The 17367-nt window shown below is 68.6% G+C and carries 20 protein-coding genes and 2 pseudogenes; 14 read left to right on the forward strand and 8 right to left on the reverse strand.

Going from position 1 to position 17367, the window contains the following annotated elements; translation table 11 throughout:
- Positions 1–56 precede the first annotated feature (56 nt).
- From GWK16_RS23505 to GWK16_RS23520, 4 genes are all read right to left on the reverse strand, one after another.
- Entirely contained in the window at positions 57–566 is a 510-nt protein-coding gene (locus tag GWK16_RS23505) for a DUF1178 family protein (protein ID WP_170056422.1), read from the reverse strand.
- 86 nt (positions 567–652) lie between these two features.
- The gene (gene grxC, locus GWK16_RS23510) at positions 653–910 is read right to left on the reverse strand and encodes a glutaredoxin 3 (protein ID WP_170056423.1); all 258 of its coding nucleotides are present in this window, start codon (positions 908–910) and stop codon (positions 653–655) included.
- Positions 911–961: 51 nt separating this feature from the next.
- Positions 962–1744 (reverse strand): ComF family protein, encoded by a 783-nt coding sequence (locus tag GWK16_RS23515; protein WP_338144551.1) that lies wholly within the window; start codon positions 1742–1744, stop codon positions 962–964.
- A gap of 8 nt (positions 1745–1752) precedes the next feature.
- Entirely contained in the window at positions 1753–3342 is a 1590-nt protein-coding gene (locus GWK16_RS23520) for a rhodanese-like domain-containing protein (RefSeq protein WP_170056424.1), read from the reverse strand.
- 77 nt (positions 3343–3419) lie between these two features.
- On the opposite strand from GWK16_RS23520, the gene GWK16_RS23525 reads away from it, so the two are divergent.
- The 4 genes from GWK16_RS23525 (at position 3420) to GWK16_RS23540 (ending at position 7116) form a co-directional block, all read left to right on the forward strand.
- On the forward strand, positions 3420–4307 hold the full coding sequence (locus GWK16_RS23525) for a methyltransferase domain-containing protein (RefSeq protein ID WP_170056425.1): 888 nt from the start codon (positions 3420–3422) through the stop codon (positions 4305–4307).
- A 148-nt stretch (positions 4308–4455) separates the two neighbouring features.
- On the forward strand, positions 4456–5262 hold the full coding sequence (gene map, locus GWK16_RS23530) for a type I methionyl aminopeptidase (protein ID WP_170056426.1): 807 nt from the start codon (positions 4456–4458) through the stop codon (positions 5260–5262).
- A gap of 75 nt (positions 5263–5337) precedes the next feature.
- A complete protein-coding gene (radC, locus tag GWK16_RS23535) occupies positions 5338–6096 on the forward strand; it encodes a RadC family protein (protein ID WP_170056427.1) in 759 nt (252 codons plus the stop codon).
- Positions 6097–6171: 75 nt separating this feature from the next.
- A complete protein-coding gene (locus GWK16_RS23540; RefSeq protein ID WP_170056428.1) occupies positions 6172–7116 on the forward strand; it encodes a S1C family serine protease in 945 nt (314 codons plus the stop codon).
- Between the two features lie 11 nt (positions 7117–7127).
- Here GWK16_RS23540 and GWK16_RS23545 read toward each other — a convergent pair whose 3' ends face one another.
- Both GWK16_RS23545 and GWK16_RS23550 read right to left on the reverse strand, forming a co-directional pair.
- Positions 7128–7763, reverse strand: coding sequence for a hypothetical protein (locus GWK16_RS23545; protein ID WP_170056429.1), 636 nt, complete (start codon positions 7761–7763; stop codon positions 7128–7130).
- A 262-nt stretch (positions 7764–8025) separates the two neighbouring features.
- Positions 8026–8664, reverse strand: a pseudogene (locus tag GWK16_RS23550) (TerC family protein); the annotation flags it as partial.
- A 154-nt stretch (positions 8665–8818) separates the two neighbouring features.
- Here GWK16_RS23550 and purB point away from each other — a divergent pair.
- The 7 genes from purB to purQ all read left to right on the forward strand — a co-directional run bounded on the left by purB (position 8819) and on the right by purQ (position 13506).
- Positions 8819–10156 carry an adenylosuccinate lyase gene (gene purB, locus GWK16_RS23555; protein WP_170056431.1) on the forward strand — a complete coding sequence of 446 codons (1338 nt, stop codon included), beginning with the start codon at positions 8819–8821 and terminating at the stop codon, positions 10154–10156.
- A gap of 86 nt (positions 10157–10242) precedes the next feature.
- Positions 10243–10569, forward strand: a complete 327-nt coding sequence (locus tag GWK16_RS23560) for a hypothetical protein (RefSeq protein ID WP_170056406.1) — start codon at positions 10243–10245, stop codon at positions 10567–10569.
- A 41-nt stretch (positions 10570–10610) separates the two neighbouring features.
- The gene (locus GWK16_RS23565; protein WP_170056432.1) at positions 10611–11357 is read left to right on the forward strand and encodes an NRDE family protein; all 747 of its coding nucleotides are present in this window, start codon (positions 10611–10613) and stop codon (positions 11355–11357) included.
- 112 nt (positions 11358–11469) lie between these two features.
- Positions 11470–12234 carry a phosphoribosylaminoimidazolesuccinocarboxamide synthase gene (gene purC / locus GWK16_RS23570; RefSeq protein WP_168044000.1) on the forward strand — a complete coding sequence of 255 codons (765 nt, stop codon included), beginning with the start codon at positions 11470–11472 and terminating at the stop codon, positions 12232–12234.
- 91 nt (positions 12235–12325) lie between these two features.
- Positions 12326–12565: a phosphoribosylformylglycinamidine synthase subunit PurS gene (gene purS, locus GWK16_RS23575; protein ID WP_170056433.1), complete on the forward strand. Its 240-nt coding sequence runs from the start codon at positions 12326–12328 to the stop codon at positions 12563–12565.
- A gap of 1 nt (position 12566) precedes the next feature.
- Complete coding sequence (locus GWK16_RS23580) at positions 12567–12794, forward strand: hypothetical protein (protein ID WP_168043998.1); 228 nt, start codon at positions 12567–12569, stop codon at positions 12792–12794.
- 16 nt (positions 12795–12810) lie between these two features.
- Positions 12811–13506, forward strand: coding sequence for a phosphoribosylformylglycinamidine synthase subunit PurQ (purQ, locus tag GWK16_RS23585; protein WP_170056434.1), 696 nt, complete (start codon positions 12811–12813; stop codon positions 13504–13506).
- 52 nt (positions 13507–13558) lie between these two features.
- Here the strand turns inward: purQ and wrbA are convergent, their stop codons facing one another.
- Both wrbA and GWK16_RS23595 read right to left on the reverse strand, forming a co-directional pair.
- On the reverse strand, positions 13559–14158 hold the full coding sequence (gene wrbA / locus GWK16_RS23590) for an NAD(P)H:quinone oxidoreductase (RefSeq protein WP_170056435.1): 600 nt from the start codon (positions 14156–14158) through the stop codon (positions 13559–13561).
- Positions 14159–14388: 230 nt separating this feature from the next.
- Positions 14389–14952, reverse strand: a complete 564-nt coding sequence (locus tag GWK16_RS23595; RefSeq protein ID WP_170056436.1) for a peptidoglycan-binding domain-containing protein — start codon at positions 14950–14952, stop codon at positions 14389–14391.
- Between the two features lie 83 nt (positions 14953–15035).
- Between GWK16_RS23595 and GWK16_RS23600 the strand changes: the two are divergent.
- The 3 genes and pseudogenes from GWK16_RS23600 to GWK16_RS23610 all read left to right on the forward strand — a co-directional run.
- Positions 15036–15296 (forward strand): annotated as a pseudogene (locus tag GWK16_RS23600) (phosphoribosylformylglycinamidine synthase subunit PurQ); the annotation flags it as partial.
- Positions 15297–15471: 175 nt separating this feature from the next.
- Entirely contained in the window at positions 15472–16446 is a 975-nt protein-coding gene (locus GWK16_RS23605) for a ParA family protein (RefSeq protein WP_170056437.1), read from the forward strand.
- Complete coding sequence (locus tag GWK16_RS23610) at positions 16439–17305, forward strand: SIR2 family protein (RefSeq protein WP_170056438.1); 867 nt, start codon at positions 16439–16441, stop codon at positions 17303–17305. Before GWK16_RS23605 ends, GWK16_RS23610 begins: the two co-directional genes overlap by 8 nt.
- The last annotated feature ends 62 nt before the right edge of the window (positions 17306–17367 follow it).

Here is a 17367-nt window from a genome sequence, read left to right on the forward strand (position 1 = left end):
AGACCGAATCTCGGCTTTCGGGGGGCGCCGGCGCAAGCATCCCGGCGTGCGCGGGATCACGCGTCGGACGGGGGCACCCAGGGAATGCGCGCGACCTCGATGCCTTCGTCGCGCAGGGCCTCGGTCTCGGCGTCGGTCGCCTCGCCGAAGATGCCGCGGCGCTCGGATTCGCCGTTGTGCATGCGCCGCGCCTCCTCGGCGAAATCGGCGCCGACGTAGTCGCAGTTCCGTTCCACTTCCTGCCGGAGGCGTTGCAGCATGGCGCGCATCTGCGCCGGCATGGGCCCGGCCGCCGCCTGGCCGGTCGGCTGGCCCGAGGACTCCGCGGGCGCCCGGGGCGCCTCGACCGGCGGCGCCGGCATGGGCACCACGGCATTGCGGGCCGGGCGGCCCTTCTTCGGAATGGCCGGCGCCATCAGCGCGCGCGCGACCTCGGTCCCGCCGCAGACCGGGCATTCCACCAGGCCAGCCGCGGCCAGGGTGTCGAAGGCGGCGCTGTCCTTGTACCAGCCGTCGAAGGCGTGCTCCTCGGCCGTGCTCGTGCAGCGCAACTGATAGTGGATCATTGCTCCGTATCCTCGGCCCGCCGTCTCCGCGGCGCAGCCTCTCCCCTGGATCTGGCACTCATCGGCCGAGACTGCCAGAGGGCGGCTTACGCCGCCAGCAGGGCATCCAGCTTGCCGGCGCGGTCGAGCGCCGCGAGGTCGTCCGACCCGCCGAGCGCCTGCCCGTTCACGAAGACCTGCGGCACGGTCGTCCGCCCGCCCGAGCGTTCGGTCGCCTGCCGGCGCGCCTCGGACCCGTTGGGCGCGTAGATTTCCTCATAGGCGACGCCCTTGCGGTCGAGCAGCGCCTTGGCGCGCGCGCAATAGGGGCAGAAGTCCTGAACGTAGATCTCGATCTTGGCCATGCCGGAACAGTTGGCACGACGCCAGCCATGGTCAAGCCGCAGCCCTCAGGCTCAGCCATCCCTCAGGCGCGGATCGGGCACGCGCGCCACGGCGAGCACATCGACCGCCGCCGCCCCCGCCGCGAGCAGGACCTGCGCGCAGGCCTCGGCCGTGGCGCCCGAGGTCATCACATCGTCCACCAGCAGCACCTGCCGCCCGGTGACCAGCTGGCGGTCGTGGCGGCCCATGGCGAAGGCGCCATCGACCGTCGCCGCCCGCTCGGCCGCCCCCTTCTGCCCCAGAGGCGGGGTCCGCCGCGTCCGCCGCAGCAGGTCCGGCACGACCGGCCGTCCGGCGATCCGCCCGACGGCCTGGGCCAGCAGCGCCGCCTGGTCGTAGCGCCGCCCGATCAGCCGCCGCCAATGGGCGGGCACCGGGACGACAAGCTCCGCCCGCGCCAGCAGCCCCGCCCCGGCCCGGGCCATCTGCCGCGCCAGCGGCAGCGCCAGATGCGTCCGGTCGCCATGCTTGAAGGGCAGGATGAGCCGTTTCGCGCCCTCGTCGTAGCGCAGCGCCGCGCGGGCCTGGCGGAAGGCCGGCGGCCGGTTCCGGCAGCGCGGGCAGGTCCCCGCCTCGGTCCCGGCCTGGGCGGCATGGGCAAAGGGCACCCCGCAGCGCGTGCAGAAGGGCGCCGTGATGACCGATAGCCCCCCGAAGCACGACGGGCAGAGCGTGCCCTGCTGCGCCACCTCCGCCTCGCAGCCGAGGCAGCGCGGCGGCAGCAGCACGTCGAGCAGGCCGCCCCCCGCCCGGCGCAACCGGGCCGTGAGGCGCCCGAGGGGCTCCGGCTGCACCCCGCCCGTCAGACCCAGAGGCCGAAGGGCGCGTCCCCGTCCTTCTCGACCTCATGCACGAGGTCGATTTCCCAGGAGAGGTATTCGCGCATCGCCTCCTCGATCCCGGAATTGCGGTCATAGGGGCGGAGGTAGAAATCGGCGCAGTCCGCATCCGCCGGCACGGTGCGGTCGGCTTCGAGCGGGAAACCCGCCGCCTTCCACGCCGCCGTCCCGCCCGACAGCACCTTTACCGGCGCCTTGGCGAAACCGAGCAGTTCCTTCGCCGCCAGCCGCGCCTGCGCCTCCTCCGGCGCCGCCACCACGACCTGCCGGTCGCCCGCGATCTGCCCCGCGAGCCGGTCGAGCCGCGTCCGGATGCCCCACATCGCGCCGGGGATATGCCCGTCGCGGAAGTCGATGGACCGCGCCAGGTCCACCACCTGCGCCGCCCCCTCGGCCGCGAGCACGGCGAGTTCCGGCGCCGTCACGTGCGGAACCTTCACCGCATCGGCTTCCGGGCAATCGGCCTTCCAGAACCCCTCCTCGAGCCGACCGTCCAGGCCGTCGGCGAGGACATGGACCTCCCAACCCCCCAGTTGCCGGAGCCAGCCGCCGGTCATGCGCGCACGCACGCCGGTATCGTCCACCAGCACGATCCGCGCCCCGCGCACCGCCACCCACTGGTCCGTCGCCTGCACCAGCTGCCCACCCGGCGCCGAGCGGCTGCCGAGCAGATGCCCCGCCGCGTATTCCGCCGGGTCCCGGACATCGAGGACATAGGTCGTCCGCTTCGCATCGCCGCGCATCTTCTCGAGCTCGGCGCGCGTCGTGACCTGCACGCCGTTGCGGCGGGCAAAGCGGTCGGCCCGCGCGAAGGCGTCGTCGAGGCCCGTCGGCGTGCCCTCCGGGTAGCGCACGTCACGGCCACGGTCGCAGGCGAAGCCCGCGAGTTCCCAGCCCATGGTGCCGTTGCGCAGCGCCACGACCTTGTTCGGGATCCCCGCGCTGCGCAGCGATTCCGCGCCCAGGATGGATCGCGTCCGCCCCGCGCAGTTCACCACGACCGTCGTCTCCGGCCGCGTCACGAATTCCCCGATGCGATAGACCAGCTCGCCGCCCGGGACGTTCACAGCCGTCGGGATCGTCATGCGGCGGAATTCGTCGATCGGCCGGCTGTCGAGGACGACCATGTCGGTCCCGGCATCCATCATCGCCTTGAGCTCGCCCGGATCGACCGAGGGCGTCTCGTAGTGATGCTCGACCCATTCCCCGAACGCCTTGGACGGCACGTTCACGCCCGAGAAGGCGACATATCCGGCCGCCACCCAGGCCGGCGTCCCCCCGGTCAGCACCGAGACCTTCGTGCAGCCGATCCCCTCGAGATAGGCCGCGAGCCGCGCGGCGTACCCCTCCCCGCCATCGACGCAGACGACCGGCACGTCGCGCCGCGGCAGCAGGGTGCGGGCGCGCATCTCCATCTTCGACAGCGGGCAGGGCACCGCCCAGAACAGGTGCGACCTGCCGAACTCGCCTTCCTCGCGCGCGTCCAGCACCGCGAGTTCCTGCCCTTCCTGAATCAGGCGCTTGAGCGTCGCGGCGTCGATCTGGCTGGCCATGCTTTCCATCCCCTTGTCCAACGCCACCTGTACTCCCGCTTGATACGCGGCGGAACCGGGCGCATGTCGCGCCCAGCATGTCCGATCCCGTCCAGGTCTTCGACCGCCGACTTGTCCGCCTCCGCCGCGACCGCGCCGCGTCCACGATCGACCGGGTCGCCCCGGTCCTCGAGGATGTCGCAGACCGGCTGCTCGACCGCCTGGACGACACGACGCATCGCTTCACCCGGGCCCTCGACCTCGGCGGCCGCGGCATCGTGGCCCCGCGCCTCGCCGCGCGCGGCATCCCCTTCGTCGTCTCCGCCGACCTCGGCCCCCGCATGGCCGCGCGCGCCGGCGGCCTGCCCGTCGCCGCCGACGAGGAATGGCTCCCCTTCGCCGAGGGCGCCTTCGACCTCGTCGTCGCCGCCTTCTCGCTCCATTGGGTCAACGACCTTCCGGGTGCCCTGGTGCAGATCCGCCGCGCCCTCGCCCCCGATGGCCTCTTCCTCGCCGCCCTGCCTGGCCTGCCGACGCTCCAGGAGCTCCGCGGCGCGCTCGCCGAAGCCGAAAGCGAGATCCGCGGCGGCCTCGCCCCCCGCGTCTCTCCCTTCCCGGAACTGCGCGACGGCGCGGCCCTGCTGCAGCGCGCCGGCTTCGCCCTGCCCGTCGCGGATGCCGAGGACATCGACCTCCGCTACCGCACCCCGCTTGGCCTCATCGCGGACCTCCGGGCCGCCGGCGAGACCAGCGCCGTCCTCGCCCGCGACGCGCGCACCCCGCCGCGGGACCTCTTTCCGCTCGCCGCCGCCCGCCTGGCGGGGTCGGACGCCGGCATTCCCGCGACCTTCCGCCTGCTGGTCCTGACCGGCTGGTCGCCCTCCGCCACGCAATCGAGGCCCGCCCGGCCCGGCAGCGCGACGGCGCGCCTCGCCGATGCGCTCGGGACCGTGGAACGCAGCGCCGGCGAGAAGACGGGCCACTGACGCCACACACGATCGACCGCCGCCTTCCCCCGGCGGCCTCAGGTCAAACCGTTGGCGGCCCGGCACGACACCCGCACCGCTTGCAACCGCCGGGTGCGAAGCGCATCTTCGGCCCTTCAACGAACGCCGCTATCCGGACCGGACCCTCATGGATCAGCAGGGCGGCGAAGCCCGCCGCATCATCATCCATCGCCCCGAGGACTTCGAGGGCATGCGCAAGGCCGGACGCCTGGCCGCCGAGACGCTCGACATGATCGCCGAGCACATCCGTCCCGGCATCACCACGGGCGAGATCGACCGCATCTGCCACGACTTCATGGTCGCCCACGGCGCCGTGCCGGCGACGCTCGGCTATCGCGGCTACACCAAGTCGACCTGCACCTCGGTCAATCACGTCGTCTGCCACGGCATCCCGGGCGACCGCGTGCTGGCCGACGGGGACATCGTGAACATCGACGTCACCGTCATCCTCGATGGCTGGTACGGCGACACGAGCCGCATGTTCGTGGCCGGCACGCCCTCGACCAAGGCACGCCTGCTGATGGACGTGACCTACGAGGCGATGATGCGCGGCATCGCCGTCATCAAGCCCGGCGCGACGCTCGGGGATATCGGCCACGCCATCCAGACCTTCGTGGAACGGCATCGCTTCAGCGTGGTCCGCGACTTCTGCGGCCATGGCATCGGGCGCCATTTCCACGCCCCGCCGAACGTCCTGCACTACGGCCGCCCCGGCGAGGGCCCCAAGCTCAAGCCCGGCATGTTCTTCACCGTCGAGCCGATGGTGAATGCCGGCCGGCCGGAGGTGAAGATCCTCGACGACGGCTGGACCGCCGTCACGCGGGACCGCTCCCTCTCCGCCCAGTTCGAGCACATGGTCGGCGTCACCGAGACCGGCGTGGAGATCTTCACCCTCTCCCCCGCCGGCCAGCACCGCCCCTACCACCAGGGCTGACGAAACCCCTTCTCAACTATCGGTAGAATTCCCTAACCTGCCCGCGGCCGGCGCCATTCGCCGGCGCGGGACAGCATGGGCAGGAAGCCGGGGCTGGCCGAGGCATCGCCCGGCCTGCTCGCCATCATCGACAGCGACGCCGCCAGCACGGCCGAGGCCGCACCGCCCGGCCATCTCGGCCATCGTGCCCGCATGCGCGCCAAGCTGCTGACCGCCGGCGCCGACGCGCTGCTCGACCACGAACTGCTCGAGATGGTACTGTTCCTCGCCCTGCCGCGGCGGGACACCAAGCCGATCGCCCGCGCCCTGCTCGCCCGCTTCGGCTCCTTCGCCGGCGCCCTCGCCGCGCCGCCCCAGGAACTCGGCACCATCGAGGGCCTGGGCGAGGCCGGCATGGCCGCGCTCAAGACCGTCCAGGCCGCGGCGCTGCGCCTCGCGCGCGCCGAGGTCATCGACCGTCCCGTGCTGAACAACTGGGACCGCCTGCTCGCCTACCTGACCGCCGCGATCGCCCGCGAACGAATCGAACAGTTCCGCATCCTGTTCCTCGACACCCGCAACCGCCTGATCGCCGACGAGGCGCAAGCGCGCGGCACGGTGAACCACACGCCCGTCTACCCGCGGGAGGTCGTGAAGCGCGCCCTGGAACTGCAGGCGACGGCGCTGATCCTCGTCCACAACCACCCCTCGGGCGATCCGACACCCTCGCGCGCCGACCTCGAGATGACGCAGGAGATCAAGGCGGCCGCGGGCAGCCTCGGCATCGTGCTGCACGACCACCTGATCGTGGGCAATGGCCGCCACGTCTCGTTCCGCCGCGAGGGCCTGCTCTGAAGCACTTCGCGTCGGGACGCGGCGCGCACGCAGGTGCCGTTGACCGCAAGGCCCGCACATCGGCACCTTTCGCCCATGCGCAACGCGACCCCCGTTCTCGTACTGGCGGCAGCCCTCGCGGCCGGTTCCGCCGCGGCCCAGAAGCCGGGTGCGTCCGGGGGCTCGCTCGGCAACCTGCCGTCGCCCCCGCCGCCCCAGGCCTCACCAGGCTTCCGCCCCGGCCCCCAGGTCAACCTGCCGCGCGACAAGCCGCCGCCACTCGGCGCCACGCCGCGGCCCTTCGGGCAGGGCAACGACCGCCCGCCGGGGCCGGTCGCCTCCCTGCCGCGCGACAAGCCGCCGCCACTCGGCGCCGGACGCCCCGGCCCGCCGCGCCCCCCCGGCGAGCAGCGCCAGGTTTCCTCCGGCACCGGCTTCATCGTCGCGCCGCGCCAGATCATGACGAATCACCATGTGGCCGAAGGCTGCGCCGCGATGCGCGCACGGCTGAACTCCGGTCAGGAGATCGACGTCACCATCGTCGCCGTGGACGCCCAGCGCGACCTCGCGCTGCTGCGGGCCGAGGCGGATCCGGGACCGGCACTGATCTTCCGCCGGGCGACCGACGTTCGTCGCGGCGAGAACGTCGTGACCTACGGCTTCCCCCTCGCCGGCCTGCTTTCCTCAGGCCCGACGCTGACCACGGGTGACGTCTCCGCCCTCGCCGGGCTCGGCGACAACCCGCGCCAGATCCAGATCAGCGCGCCGGTGCAGCAGGGCAATTCCGGCGGGCCGCTCCTCGACCTGCGGGGTCACGTCGTCGGCGTCATCGTCTCCAAGCTGAACGCGCAGCGCATCGCGCAGGCGACCGGCGACATCCCGCAGAACGTCAACTTCGCGGTGAAGCACACCGAGGCCGTCGACTTCATGCGCGAACACGGCGTCCAGCCGGTCCTCGACGATGCCGGCACCGTGCGCACCGCCGCCGAGGTGGGCGAGCTCGCCCATGCCTCGACAGTCTTCCTGCGCTGCATGCGCTAGGCCGAAGCGCCCTACCGACCGCGGACGGCGTGGATGGCGCCGGCGGCGAAGGCCGGCGCATCGGCCGGCGCCGGCGTCCGCGCGGCCATCGTCACCTGGATCTTCACGAAGCGCCCCTGCGCGCCGCCGACGCACAGCGTCCGCGCCACGGGCGCGCGACCGAAGGACCCTTCCATCCGCGCGCAGCGCAAGCCCGCATCGGTCAGCGTGACGCGCTCCCGCTCGGTCAGGCGACGGCCGGTGCGGCCCGCGGGTGCCTCCGTCACTTCCATCACCGCGGCCGACAGCTCGCGATCGATCTCGGGTGCGGACGCGTCCTCGGGCGCCGCGCGGCCGCGGGTCTCATAGACCAGCACGGTCGCGACCGCCGCGCGGTTCGCCGTCGCATAGTCCATCGACAGGATGGGTCCGGGGCGCTGGGCCGTCTCGCCCAGCACGAAGCCGGCAATCTCCCGCGGCATGCGCGCCTCGATCTCGTCGAGGGAAGGCCGCTGCGAATCCATCACGCCCGCACAGGCCGCCAACAACACACCCGCCGCGATCGCGGCGCTCCGGGCCAGGCGTCCCGCCAGGGGGCGGCCAGGGCGACGCATCCGCGCCGCCTCGGCCAGGGCGGGGCCTTCCGCCCCGTTCGCTCGCTGCCTCATGGGCGCAGACATAGCGCACCCGGCTGAGGAAGAAACGTGGCGGGCCCGAGACACAACCAAGGCCGGGCCCGCCGGTCGCATCTCAGCTCGCCGGCCGGGGCCGCATGGCATCGCGGATGACGCCGGCCACGAGGGTGATGACGGAGGTGTATATGACCATCTGCATCACCGTTGCGCCGACCCACAGCCAGACCGGGAAGACGCCCGCGATGGCCGGCGCCAGGAACCCGAGCGGCAGGAACAGGTAGGCGTAGGCCTCGGGCACCTCGCTCGTCACCTGGTGCGTGCCTTCGTAGATCATGTTGAAGGCGACGTAGAGGATCACCAGCAGGCCGACCCACGCGATCCAGCGATGCTTGTTGAGCAGGTTGGCGATCAGCGTCGCCGCCACGCCCATCAGCACGACCGAGAAGGCGAGCCCGACGATGAGGATGTAGGGATGGTCCTTCGCCGCGCCGGCCACCGCCAGCACGTTGTCGAGGCTCATCGAGACGTCGGCGACCAGGATCTGGGTGATCGCCTGCCGGAGCGTCTTGCGCGGCGCCCCGGGCGTCGCCTGTCCACCCAGCGCGGCCGCGCCCTCGTGCTGCTCGGTCGAATCCGCGTCGTCATGCCCGCCGTCGCGCAGCTCGCGATACATCTTCCAGCAGACCCAGAGCAGCAGCACGCCGCCGGCCAGCACGATGCCGACGATCTGCAGCAGCTGCACCGTGATCGACGCGAAGGCGATGCGCATCACGGTGGCCGCGATGATGCCCCAGAAGATCGCCTTCTTGCGCTGATCGACCGGCAGGCCGGCCGCAGCCATGCCGACGACGATCGCATTGTCGCCGGCGAGGACGACGTCGATGAACAGCACCATGGCGAGCGGCTGAAGCCACTCGGGCAGCATTTCCAACATTTGGTCTCAGCCCCGCAACGCGTTGCAAGAAGTTAATCCCAAGCGCAATACCGGGGCGCCCGGATACCCGCAACCCTCAATGCGGCCCCGGCTTGCGCCGCGACGCGGCAGGCCCCAAACCCCGCCCCGTCAGTCCCTCCCCGGAGCCGCCCGCATGGTCCCGCGCTATTCCCGCCCGCAGATGGAGGCGATCTGGTCGCCCGCCACCCGCTACAAGATCTGGTTCGAGATCGAGGCCCTGGCCGCCGAGGCCATGGCCGACCTCGGCACTATCCCCGCCGAGGCGGCGCGCGCGATCCGGGACAAGGGCGCCCCCCGTGCGGCCGCGATCGGCGATGCCGAGGTCGCCCGCATCGACGAGATCGAGCGCGTCACCCGCCATGACGTCATCGCCTTCCTGACCTTCATGGCGGAGGGCATCGGGCCCGAGGCGCGCTTCATGCACCAGGGCATGACCTCGTCCGACGTGCTCGACACCTGCCTCGCGGTGCAGATGGCCCGCGCGGCGGACCTGCTGATTGCCGACATGGACGCGCTGCTCGCCGCCCTGAAGGCCCGGGCGATCGAGCACAAGACGACGCCGACCATCGGCCGCAGCCACGGCATCCATGCCGAGCCGACCACCTTCGGCCTCAAGCTGGCAGGCCATTACGCCGAGTTCATGCGCGGGCGCGAGCGCCTGGTCGCCGCGCGGCGGGAGATCGCGACCTGCGCCATCTCCGGCCCGGTCGGCACCTTCGCCTCCGTGGACCCGCGCGTGGAGGCCTTCGTGGCCGAGAAGCTCGGCCTCGCGGTCGAGCCGGTCAGCACCCAGGTCATCCCCCGCGACCGCCATGCCGCCTTCTTCTGCGCGCTCGCCGTCGTCGCCTCGGGCATCGAGCGCCTGGCGACCGAGGTCCGCCACCTGCAGCGCAGCGAAGTCCGGGAAGCCGAGGAATACTTCCACCCCGGCCAGAAGGGCTCCTCCGCGATGCCGCACAAGCGGAACCCGGTGCTGAGCGAGAACCTGACCGGCCTCGCGCGCCTGGTGCGCGGCTATGCCGTCCCCGCGCTCGAGAACGTCGCCCTGTGGCACGAGCGCGACATCAGCCATTCCTCGGTGGAGCGCGTCATCGCCCCCGACGCCACCATCGCGCTCGATTTCGCCCTGGCCCGGCTGACCGGCATGATGGAGAAGCTCACCATCTATCCCGCGCGCATGACCGCGAACCTCGAATCGCTCGGCGGCGTGGTGCACAGCCAGAAGGTGCTGCTGGCCCTCACCCAGGCGGGGATGAGCCGCGAGGACTCCTATGCCGCCGTGCAGCGCGCCGCGATGGCGACCTGGACCGCGCTCGGCACTCCGGACGGCCGTTCCTTCCGCGACAACCTGCTCGCCGACGCGACCGTCTCGGCCCTGCTGACGCCCGCGGCGCTCGACACCGCGATGGATCCGCGTCGGGACTTCGCGCAGGTCGACACGATCTTCCGCCGCGTCTTCGGCGACTCCTGAGCATTGGTAAAGAAATTGTGAGAATCGCGCCGTCTTTCCGCCGCAAGGCGTTACTACAACGTCGAGCCTAAGGAGGAGGGACTCACATGCGCCCCCTGACGTTCGTCGGTACGGTCGCCATCGCCGCGATGGCCGGCCTTTTCGCCACCCAGGGCCAGGCCGTGGCCGACCCGCCCTGGCGTGGCGGTGGCGGCCCGCCCGGCCATGGCTGGGGCCACCCCGGCCGCGGTTGGGGCCCGCCCCCGCGCCCGGTCTACGTGGCGCCGCCGCCGGTCTACTACGCCCCGGCCCCGCGCGTGTACTACGCGCCGCCCCCGCCGGTGTATTACGCCCCGGCGCCGCGCTACTATTACTACGCGCCGCCGCCTGTCTATTACGGCCCGCCCGGCGTCTCGCTGAACTTCCGCTTCTGACCCCCATTGCCGGCGGGCGCGGGCGACCGCAGCCTGCCGGCATGTGCACCGTCATCCTGCTGCGGCGGCCCGGCCATCCCTGGCCCCTGCTCCTCGCCGCCAATCGCGACGAACGCCTCGACCGCGCCTGGGATTCGCCGGCCCCGTGGTGGCCCGATCTTTCAGGCGTGACAGGCGGGCGGGACCGAACCGCCGGGGGGACGTGGATGGCCCTGGGTTCCACCGGCGTCGTCGCCGCCGTGTTGAATCGCCCCGGAAGCCTTGGCCCGGCGGCTGGCAAGCGATCCCGCGGCGACCTGCCCCTCGCCGCGGCCAGCGCCACGACCGCCGCCGCGGCCGCAGATGCCATCGCCGTCCTGCCCGCGGAGGACTGGCGCCCCTTCAACCTGGTGATTGCCGATTCGCAGGATGCCTACTTCATCCGCGGCCTGGGCATCGGGCGCCCGGAGATCCTGCCCCTCCCCGCCGGCCTCTCCATGGTCACGGCCCACGACCCGAACGACCTCACGAGCCCGCGAACACGCCGCCACCTCCCGCGCTTCGCCGCCGCCCCGCCGCCCGATCCCGACGCGCCCGACTGGACCCTCTGGTCCACCCTCCTCGCCGACGACGCCTACGACCCCGCGACCGGCATCGCCGAAACCCTCAACGTCCCGCCCGTCAACGGTTTCGGCACCGTCTGCTCGAGCCTCATGGCCCTCGCCCCGGACGGCCGCCGCCACTGGCTCTTCTGCCCTGGCCGTCCCGGAGAGGCGCATTTCGCGCCCGTCCCGCTCCCCGCCGCCTGACGCACACCAGCCCTGGCCGGGGGGCAATGGCCCTCCCCGCCCACGCTTGCTATACGCCCCCGGACACACCGCCAGGCACCCCGGCCCGGCGGCCCGAGGGATTCCAACCGCCATGGCACGTCGCCGACAGCTCTACGAAGGCAAGGCCAAGATCCTGTTCGAGGGCCCGGAACCCGGCACCCTCGTCCAGTACTTCAAGGACGACGCCACCGCCTTCAACGCGCAGAAGAAGGGCACCATCACCGGCAAGGGCGTGCTCAACAACCGCATCAGCGAATACCTGATGACGCGGCTGACCGAGATCGGGATCCCGACCCACTTCATCCGCCGCCTCAACATGCGCGAGCAGCTGATCCGCGAAGTCGAGATCATCCCCCTCGAGGTCGTCGTCCGGAACGTCGCCGCCGGCTCGCTCGCCACCCGCCTCGGCATCCCCGAGGGCCAGCGCCTGCCGCGCTCGATCATCGAGTACTACTACAAGAACGATCAGCTCGGTGACCCGATGGTCGCCGAGGAACACATCACCTGCTTCGGCTGGGCCTCCACCCAGGACCTGGACGACATCGTCGCCCTGACGCTGCGCGTGAACGACTTCCTCACCGGCCTCCTCCTCGGCGTCGGCATCACCCTCGTCGACTTCAAGCTCGAATTCGGCCGGCTCTGGGAGAACGAGGAGATGCGCATCGTCCTCGCCGACGAGATCTCCCCCGACAATTGCCGCCTGTGGGACGCCAAGACCGGCGAGAAGATGGACAAGGACCGCTTCCGCCGCGACCTCGGCAAGGTCGAGGAAGGCTACCAGGAAGTCGCCCGCCGCCTCGGCATCCTGCCCGAGGCCGGCGCCCGCGACATGAAGGGCCCGGAGAGCATGCAATGACCTCCGATCGTCGGAGGGCGGAGACGGCGCGCGGAGAGCGCGCTCTCCGCGTGGCGTCGAGCACCGGAAACGTGAATCGGATGTCCCATCGATGAAGGCGCGTGTCTATGTGATGCCCAAGGCCGGCGTCCTCGACCCCCAGGGCAAGGCCATCTCCCACGCCCTCGAAGGCCTCGGCTTCGCCGGCGTCAACGACGTCCGCGCCGGCAAGGTCATCGAGCTCGACCTGGCCGAGACCGACCCCGCGAAGGCGAAGTCCGCCGCCGAGGACATGGCCCGCAAGCTCCTCGCCAACACGGTGATCGAATCCTTCCGCGTCGAGCTCGCCTGACATGATCAAGGCCAGCCTCGTCGCGATGATGGTGCTCACCTTCCTCATCGCGACCGGGCTGCGCTGGCGGGAAGACCGCCTCGCCACCTCGCGCCCCACCCCCCGCCTCGACATCATCACGCGCGGCAAGCGCACGGTGAACCGCTGGGTCACCGCCGCCGCCATCGCCGCCGGCGCCACCATGATCGTCCTCGGCGGGATCCACTGGCTCCGCCTCGCCATCGGCTGACCCCAGGAAGCACGCCATGAAAGCCGCAATCGTCGTCTTCCCCGGCACCAACCGCGAACGCGACATGCGCATCGCGCTCAAGCGCGTCACCGGCCGCGACCCGCTGATGCTCTTCCACCGCGAGGAGTTGCCGAAAGGCCTCGACCTCGTCGTCCTCGCCGGCGGCTTCTCCTACGGGGACTACCTGCGCTGCGGCGCCATGGCTGCGCAGTCCCCCATCATGAAGGACATCAAGGACTTCGCCACGAAGGGCGGCCACATCCTCGGCGTCTGCAACGGCTTCCAGATCCTGATCGAGGCCGGCCTGCTGCCCGGCGGCCTGCTCCGCAACGCCTCGCTGCGCTTCCTGTCGATGGACTGCCACATGCGCGTCGAACGCGCCGGCACGGCGTTCACCTCCCGCTGGCAGAAGGGCGCCGTCTTCCGCGCGCCCATGGCCCATGGCGACGGCAACTACTTCGCCGACGACGCGACGCTCGACCGCCTGGAAGGCGAAGACCTGGTCGCCTTCCGCTACACCGACGAGAACGGCACCGTCACCGAAGCCGCCAACCGCAACGGCTCGGCCCGCAACATCGCGGGCATCCTCTCCCCCAACCTCCGCATCTGCGGCCTGATGCCGCACCCGGAAGACCTGGTGGATCCGCTGATGGGCGGCACCGACGGCCTGCCCATGTTCGAAAGCCTGGCGGACACCTTCGTCTCCGCCTGACGCCCCCAAAGGCGACGGCGGGCCGCCCTCCCGGACAGCCCGCCCGCCCGGCTCAGCCCTTCAGCTTCGCCGCGATGCCGGCCACGTGCCGGCCCTGGAACTTCGCACCGGCCAGTTCATTCGCGCTCGGCTGCCGCGACCCGTCGCCATTCGCGATGGTGCTCGCGCCATACGGCGACCCGCCCGTGATCTCCGAATTCGTCGTCTGGCCCTGGAAGGAATAGGGCAGCCCCACGATCACCATGCCGTGGTGCAGCAGCACCGTGTGCGTCGACAGGATCGTGCTCTCCTGCCCGCCATGCTGCGTCGCCGTCGAGGTGAACACGCTGCCTGCCTTCCCCACCAGCGCGCCCTTCATCCACAGCCCGCCGGTCTGATCCAGGAAGTTCTTCATCTGCGCCGGCATGTTCCCGAACCGCGTCGGCACGCCGAGGATGATCGCGTCGTAATCGGCGAGCTCCGCCACCGTCGCCACCGGCGCCGCCTGGTCGAGCTTGAACCCCGACGCCTTCGCGACCTCCTCCGGCACCAGCTCCGGCACCCGCTTGATCACCGCCTCGGCACCGGCCTCGCGCACGCCCTCCGCCACCGCGGAGGCCATCTGCTCGATATGGCCGTAGCTCGAATAGTACAGGACAAGGACCTTCGTCATCGCAGTCTTCCCTCGGATCGTGGTGCGGGCCCACGCCGTTCCCGGCCGGGCCTCGCGTCACCCCGGAATCTGCACCCCCGGACCCGCCCGCATCCAACGGAGGTCGCAAATGGCGACCATCACGCCTCGCAATGCAGCATGACCTTGCATGCTGGCCTACGACCCCATCGCACCCGGCCCTCAGGCCCGGCACCGGCCGCGGCCACGGGCTGTGACCGCGGCCCGCCCCGTCACCGCGTCGCCATCTCCAGGTTGTTCGGGTTCAACCCCAACGCCTGCGCCGTCACCGGATTGATCTGCCCGGTCGCCTCGATCCCGCGGCCCCGCTGGAACCGCTCCAGCGCCGCCTGCGTCCCGGCACCCCAGATCCCATCCGCCGGCATCTGGTAGAAACCGAGCGCCCGCAACCGGGTCTGCACATTCCGCACCGCCCGCGGGCTGAGCGGCACCGCGACCGCCGGCGCCGCCGCCGGTTCCGCCCCCACCGGCGGCATCAGCCGCGGCATCCCCACGCCGAGCGCCTGCGCCGTCGCGATGTTGATCGACCCCGTGACCGGCATGCCGCGCGCCTGCTGGAACCGGTCGAGCGCGGCCTGGCTCTCCGGCCCCCACACGCCATCGGCCGCACCCATGTAGACCCCGGCCTCCCGCAGCCTCTCCTGCACCGCCGAGGTCGCGGACGGCGTCAACGGCTGCACGAAGGCGAGCGGCGCCGGCGCCTGGGCCCACACCGGCCCGGCCGCCGCCACCGCGAGGATGAACGCCACGCCAACCACCCGAGACGTCCTGCGCATCGGTCTGTCCTCCGACTGTCCTGGGACCAGAACGAGGAGAACAGGGCCGGAGTTGCACGGGGCGGCGGAGGACCCGGCGACAGGGCGACGGCAACGACGACGCGACGCTCGACCGCCTGGAAGGCGAAGGCCTGGTCGCCTTCCGCGACACCGACGAGAACGGCACGGTCACCGAGGCCGCCAACCGCAACGGCTCCGCCCGCAACATCGCGGGCATCCTGTCCCCCAACCTGCGCATCTGCGGCCTGATGCCGCACCCGAAAGACCTGGTGGACCCGCTGATGGGCGGCACCGACGGCCTGCCGATGTTCGAAAGCCTGGCTGACGCGTTTGTTTCCGCCTGAGGCTGTGGTGACGCAGGGGCTCTGCCCCTGCACCCCGGCAGGAAACTCAGTTTCCTGCACCTTCGTTGTGTTCATCGTCCAACCCGCTGATAGCCGTCAGCATGGTTTGGCACTTCCCAAAGCATAAATTGGCCGATTATAATTTCACTCAGTCTCGCGCAGTCTGGATAAGCCCATGATTTCCGTAGCGTTTTTTAATAACAAGGGCGGCGTCGGGAAAACGACCCTCCTGTGTAATGTGGCCGCCTTTGCCTCTCTTCATTTGGGCAAGAAGATCTGCGTCGTTGATGCTGACCCTCAATGCAATGCGACACAGTACTTATTTGATGAAGCCACTTTGGAGAACATTTACGGACAAGATTGGTATACAATTAACAAATTTGTTCGCCCCATCACCGAAGCTGGCGCCTTAGATGAAAAGATACTTATAACAAAATCCCCTGAATTTTCTGTTGATGTACTCTGCGGAAGCCCTGATTTAGCATTGACTGAAGATTTCTTAGCGCAAGATTGGTCATCTGCCCGCAGTGGTGATATTAGAGGCATTAAATCTAATCTTTTTTTTGCGGAACTTCTTCAAAGATTAGCTGGATATGACTATGTTTTTGTTGATGCGAGTCCCTCTCTTGGGGCCATAAATCGATCCGTTCTTCTAACTTGTGACTTTTTTGTAAGCCCCATGTCGATTGATATCTTCTCACTAACTGCATTCAAGAATATCTCGCAGTGGATCTCCGAGTGGTGGTCGGACTGGTTACGGGGTATTCGGAATGTAAAGGACCAATCAAGACTTCCCGCCTTAAAGTATGGCCGATCAAGATTTCTAGGTTACGTAACTCAGCAGTATTTAGCAAAGCGCGACTCGGCAGGCGAGCGGCGCGGTGTCAAGGCGTATGAGGCAATCCGGAGCCAGATTGACCAAGTGATCATTGATTCCGGCCTAAACCAGTATATTTCAAATGAACCATTCGAGATCGGTACCGTTCCGAATCTCTTTAGCTTAATTCCGATGTCCCAATCGGCAAATAAGCCCGTGTTTGAACTTCGGGCCCCAGATGGAGTTGTTGGGGCGCACTTCGCGAAGGTCAAGGATGCATATGGCATTTTCGGAGAAGTAACAAAAGAAATACTAGAGCGCTGCAATGGTTGATTGGCCGACTCCTCTTGTTCGTGATATTGCGCGGCGCCGATGTGTAATAGTTGTCGGTTCGGGAGTTTCTCGTCACGCCAAGGGCGTTAACGGTGAAATTCCACCAACCTGGGATAAATTCCTTACGGAATGCAATACTGAACTCAGAGGCGGACCACAAAATCATATATCTGATGCAATTGCACAAGGCGATTTACTGCATGCTTGTGAATGGCTACACCGCGCATACGATGCGGAATGGAGCGCAAAATTACGCGCAAAGTTCAGCGCACCAAAATATGCAATATCTGATGTTCATCGACTCATCTGCCGCCTCGATGCCAGGGTAATTTTTTCATTGAATTTTGATGATATTATAGATCGCGCAGCCCAAGAGATATATTCCGGTACATCCATAAAGAAAACATATCAAGATCCCGATGTATCGGAGTTTCTTCGGGGAACAGAGCGTTATTTAGTTAAGGTTCACGGCTCTCTTGATAACCCAATTCACATGATATTTACACAGAAACAATATGCGCGCGCCAGAATTGCCGCCTCGGCGTTCTACAATGCATTTGACAGTGCCCTTATGACGCATACATTTCTATTTTTGGGAGCTGGATATAGAGATCCAGATATAAATCTTATATTGGAAAATCAGAATTTTACTTATAGTGAGTCATACCCTCATTATTTTTTATCTTCGGCAGGAATGCACGATGATCTGAAACTATCATTGCGTAGTAACAGAAATCTTCAGGTCATCGATTACGACAAGATTGATGATGATTACTCAGGATTCAAATTAGCAATAGAGAATTTGCTCGGTCTGGTTGAGGTTCAGCGAGGTCAGATTGCTTCGTCTCAGGAATGGTAGGCACGATCCCGCCCTTTGTCGGCGGGATCATCTTCCGATTTGGGTATGGGAATTTCTTGCTA

This window comes from Neoroseomonas marina (genome assembly GCF_012927745.1).
Classification (GTDB): Bacteria; Pseudomonadota; Alphaproteobacteria; order Acetobacterales; family Acetobacteraceae; genus Neoroseomonas; species Neoroseomonas marina.

Excerpts from the sequence above, each read along its gene's own strand:
- GWK16_RS23505 (WP_170056422.1), bottom strand. The coding sequence starts at position 566 with ATGATCCACTATCAGTTGCGCTGCACGAGCACGGCCGAGGAGCACGCC.
- grxC (WP_170056423.1), bottom strand. The coding sequence starts at position 910 with ATGGCCAAGATCGAGATCTACGTTCAGGACTTCTGCCCCTATTGCGCG.
- GWK16_RS23520 (WP_170056424.1), bottom strand. The coding sequence starts at position 3,342 with ATGGCCAGCCAGATCGACGCCGCGACGCTCAAGCGCCTGATTCAGGAA.
- GWK16_RS23525 (WP_170056425.1), top strand. The coding sequence starts at position 3,420 with ATGTCCGATCCCGTCCAGGTCTTCGACCGCCGACTTGTCCGCCTCCGC.
- map (WP_170056426.1), top strand. The coding sequence starts at position 4,456 with ATGGATCAGCAGGGCGGCGAAGCCCGCCGCATCATCATCCATCGCCCC.
- radC (WP_170056427.1), top strand. The coding sequence starts at position 5,338 with ATGGGCAGGAAGCCGGGGCTGGCCGAGGCATCGCCCGGCCTGCTCGCC.
- GWK16_RS23540 (WP_170056428.1), top strand. The coding sequence starts at position 6,172 with ATGCGCAACGCGACCCCCGTTCTCGTACTGGCGGCAGCCCTCGCGGCC.
- GWK16_RS23545 (WP_170056429.1), bottom strand. The coding sequence starts at position 7,763 with ATGAGGCAGCGAGCGAACGGGGCGGAAGGCCCCGCCCTGGCCGAGGCG.
- purB (WP_170056431.1), top strand. The coding sequence starts at position 8,819 with ATGGTCCCGCGCTATTCCCGCCCGCAGATGGAGGCGATCTGGTCGCCC.
- GWK16_RS23560 (WP_170056406.1), top strand. The coding sequence starts at position 10,243 with ATGCGCCCCCTGACGTTCGTCGGTACGGTCGCCATCGCCGCGATGGCC.
- GWK16_RS23565 (WP_170056432.1), top strand. The coding sequence starts at position 10,611 with ATGTGCACCGTCATCCTGCTGCGGCGGCCCGGCCATCCCTGGCCCCTG.
- purC (WP_168044000.1), top strand. The coding sequence starts at position 11,470 with ATGGCACGTCGCCGACAGCTCTACGAAGGCAAGGCCAAGATCCTGTTC.
- purS (WP_170056433.1), top strand. The coding sequence starts at position 12,326 with ATGAAGGCGCGTGTCTATGTGATGCCCAAGGCCGGCGTCCTCGACCCC.
- GWK16_RS23580 (WP_168043998.1), top strand. The coding sequence starts at position 12,567 with ATGATCAAGGCCAGCCTCGTCGCGATGATGGTGCTCACCTTCCTCATC.
- purQ (WP_170056434.1), top strand. The coding sequence starts at position 12,811 with ATGAAAGCCGCAATCGTCGTCTTCCCCGGCACCAACCGCGAACGCGAC.
- wrbA (WP_170056435.1), bottom strand. The coding sequence starts at position 14,158 with ATGACGAAGGTCCTTGTCCTGTACTATTCGAGCTACGGCCATATCGAG.
- GWK16_RS23595 (WP_170056436.1), bottom strand. The coding sequence starts at position 14,952 with ATGCGCAGGACGTCTCGGGTGGTTGGCGTGGCGTTCATCCTCGCGGTG.
- GWK16_RS23605 (WP_170056437.1), top strand. The coding sequence starts at position 15,472 with ATGATTTCCGTAGCGTTTTTTAATAACAAGGGCGGCGTCGGGAAAACG.
- GWK16_RS23610 (WP_170056438.1), top strand. The coding sequence starts at position 16,439 with ATGGTTGATTGGCCGACTCCTCTTGTTCGTGATATTGCGCGGCGCCGA.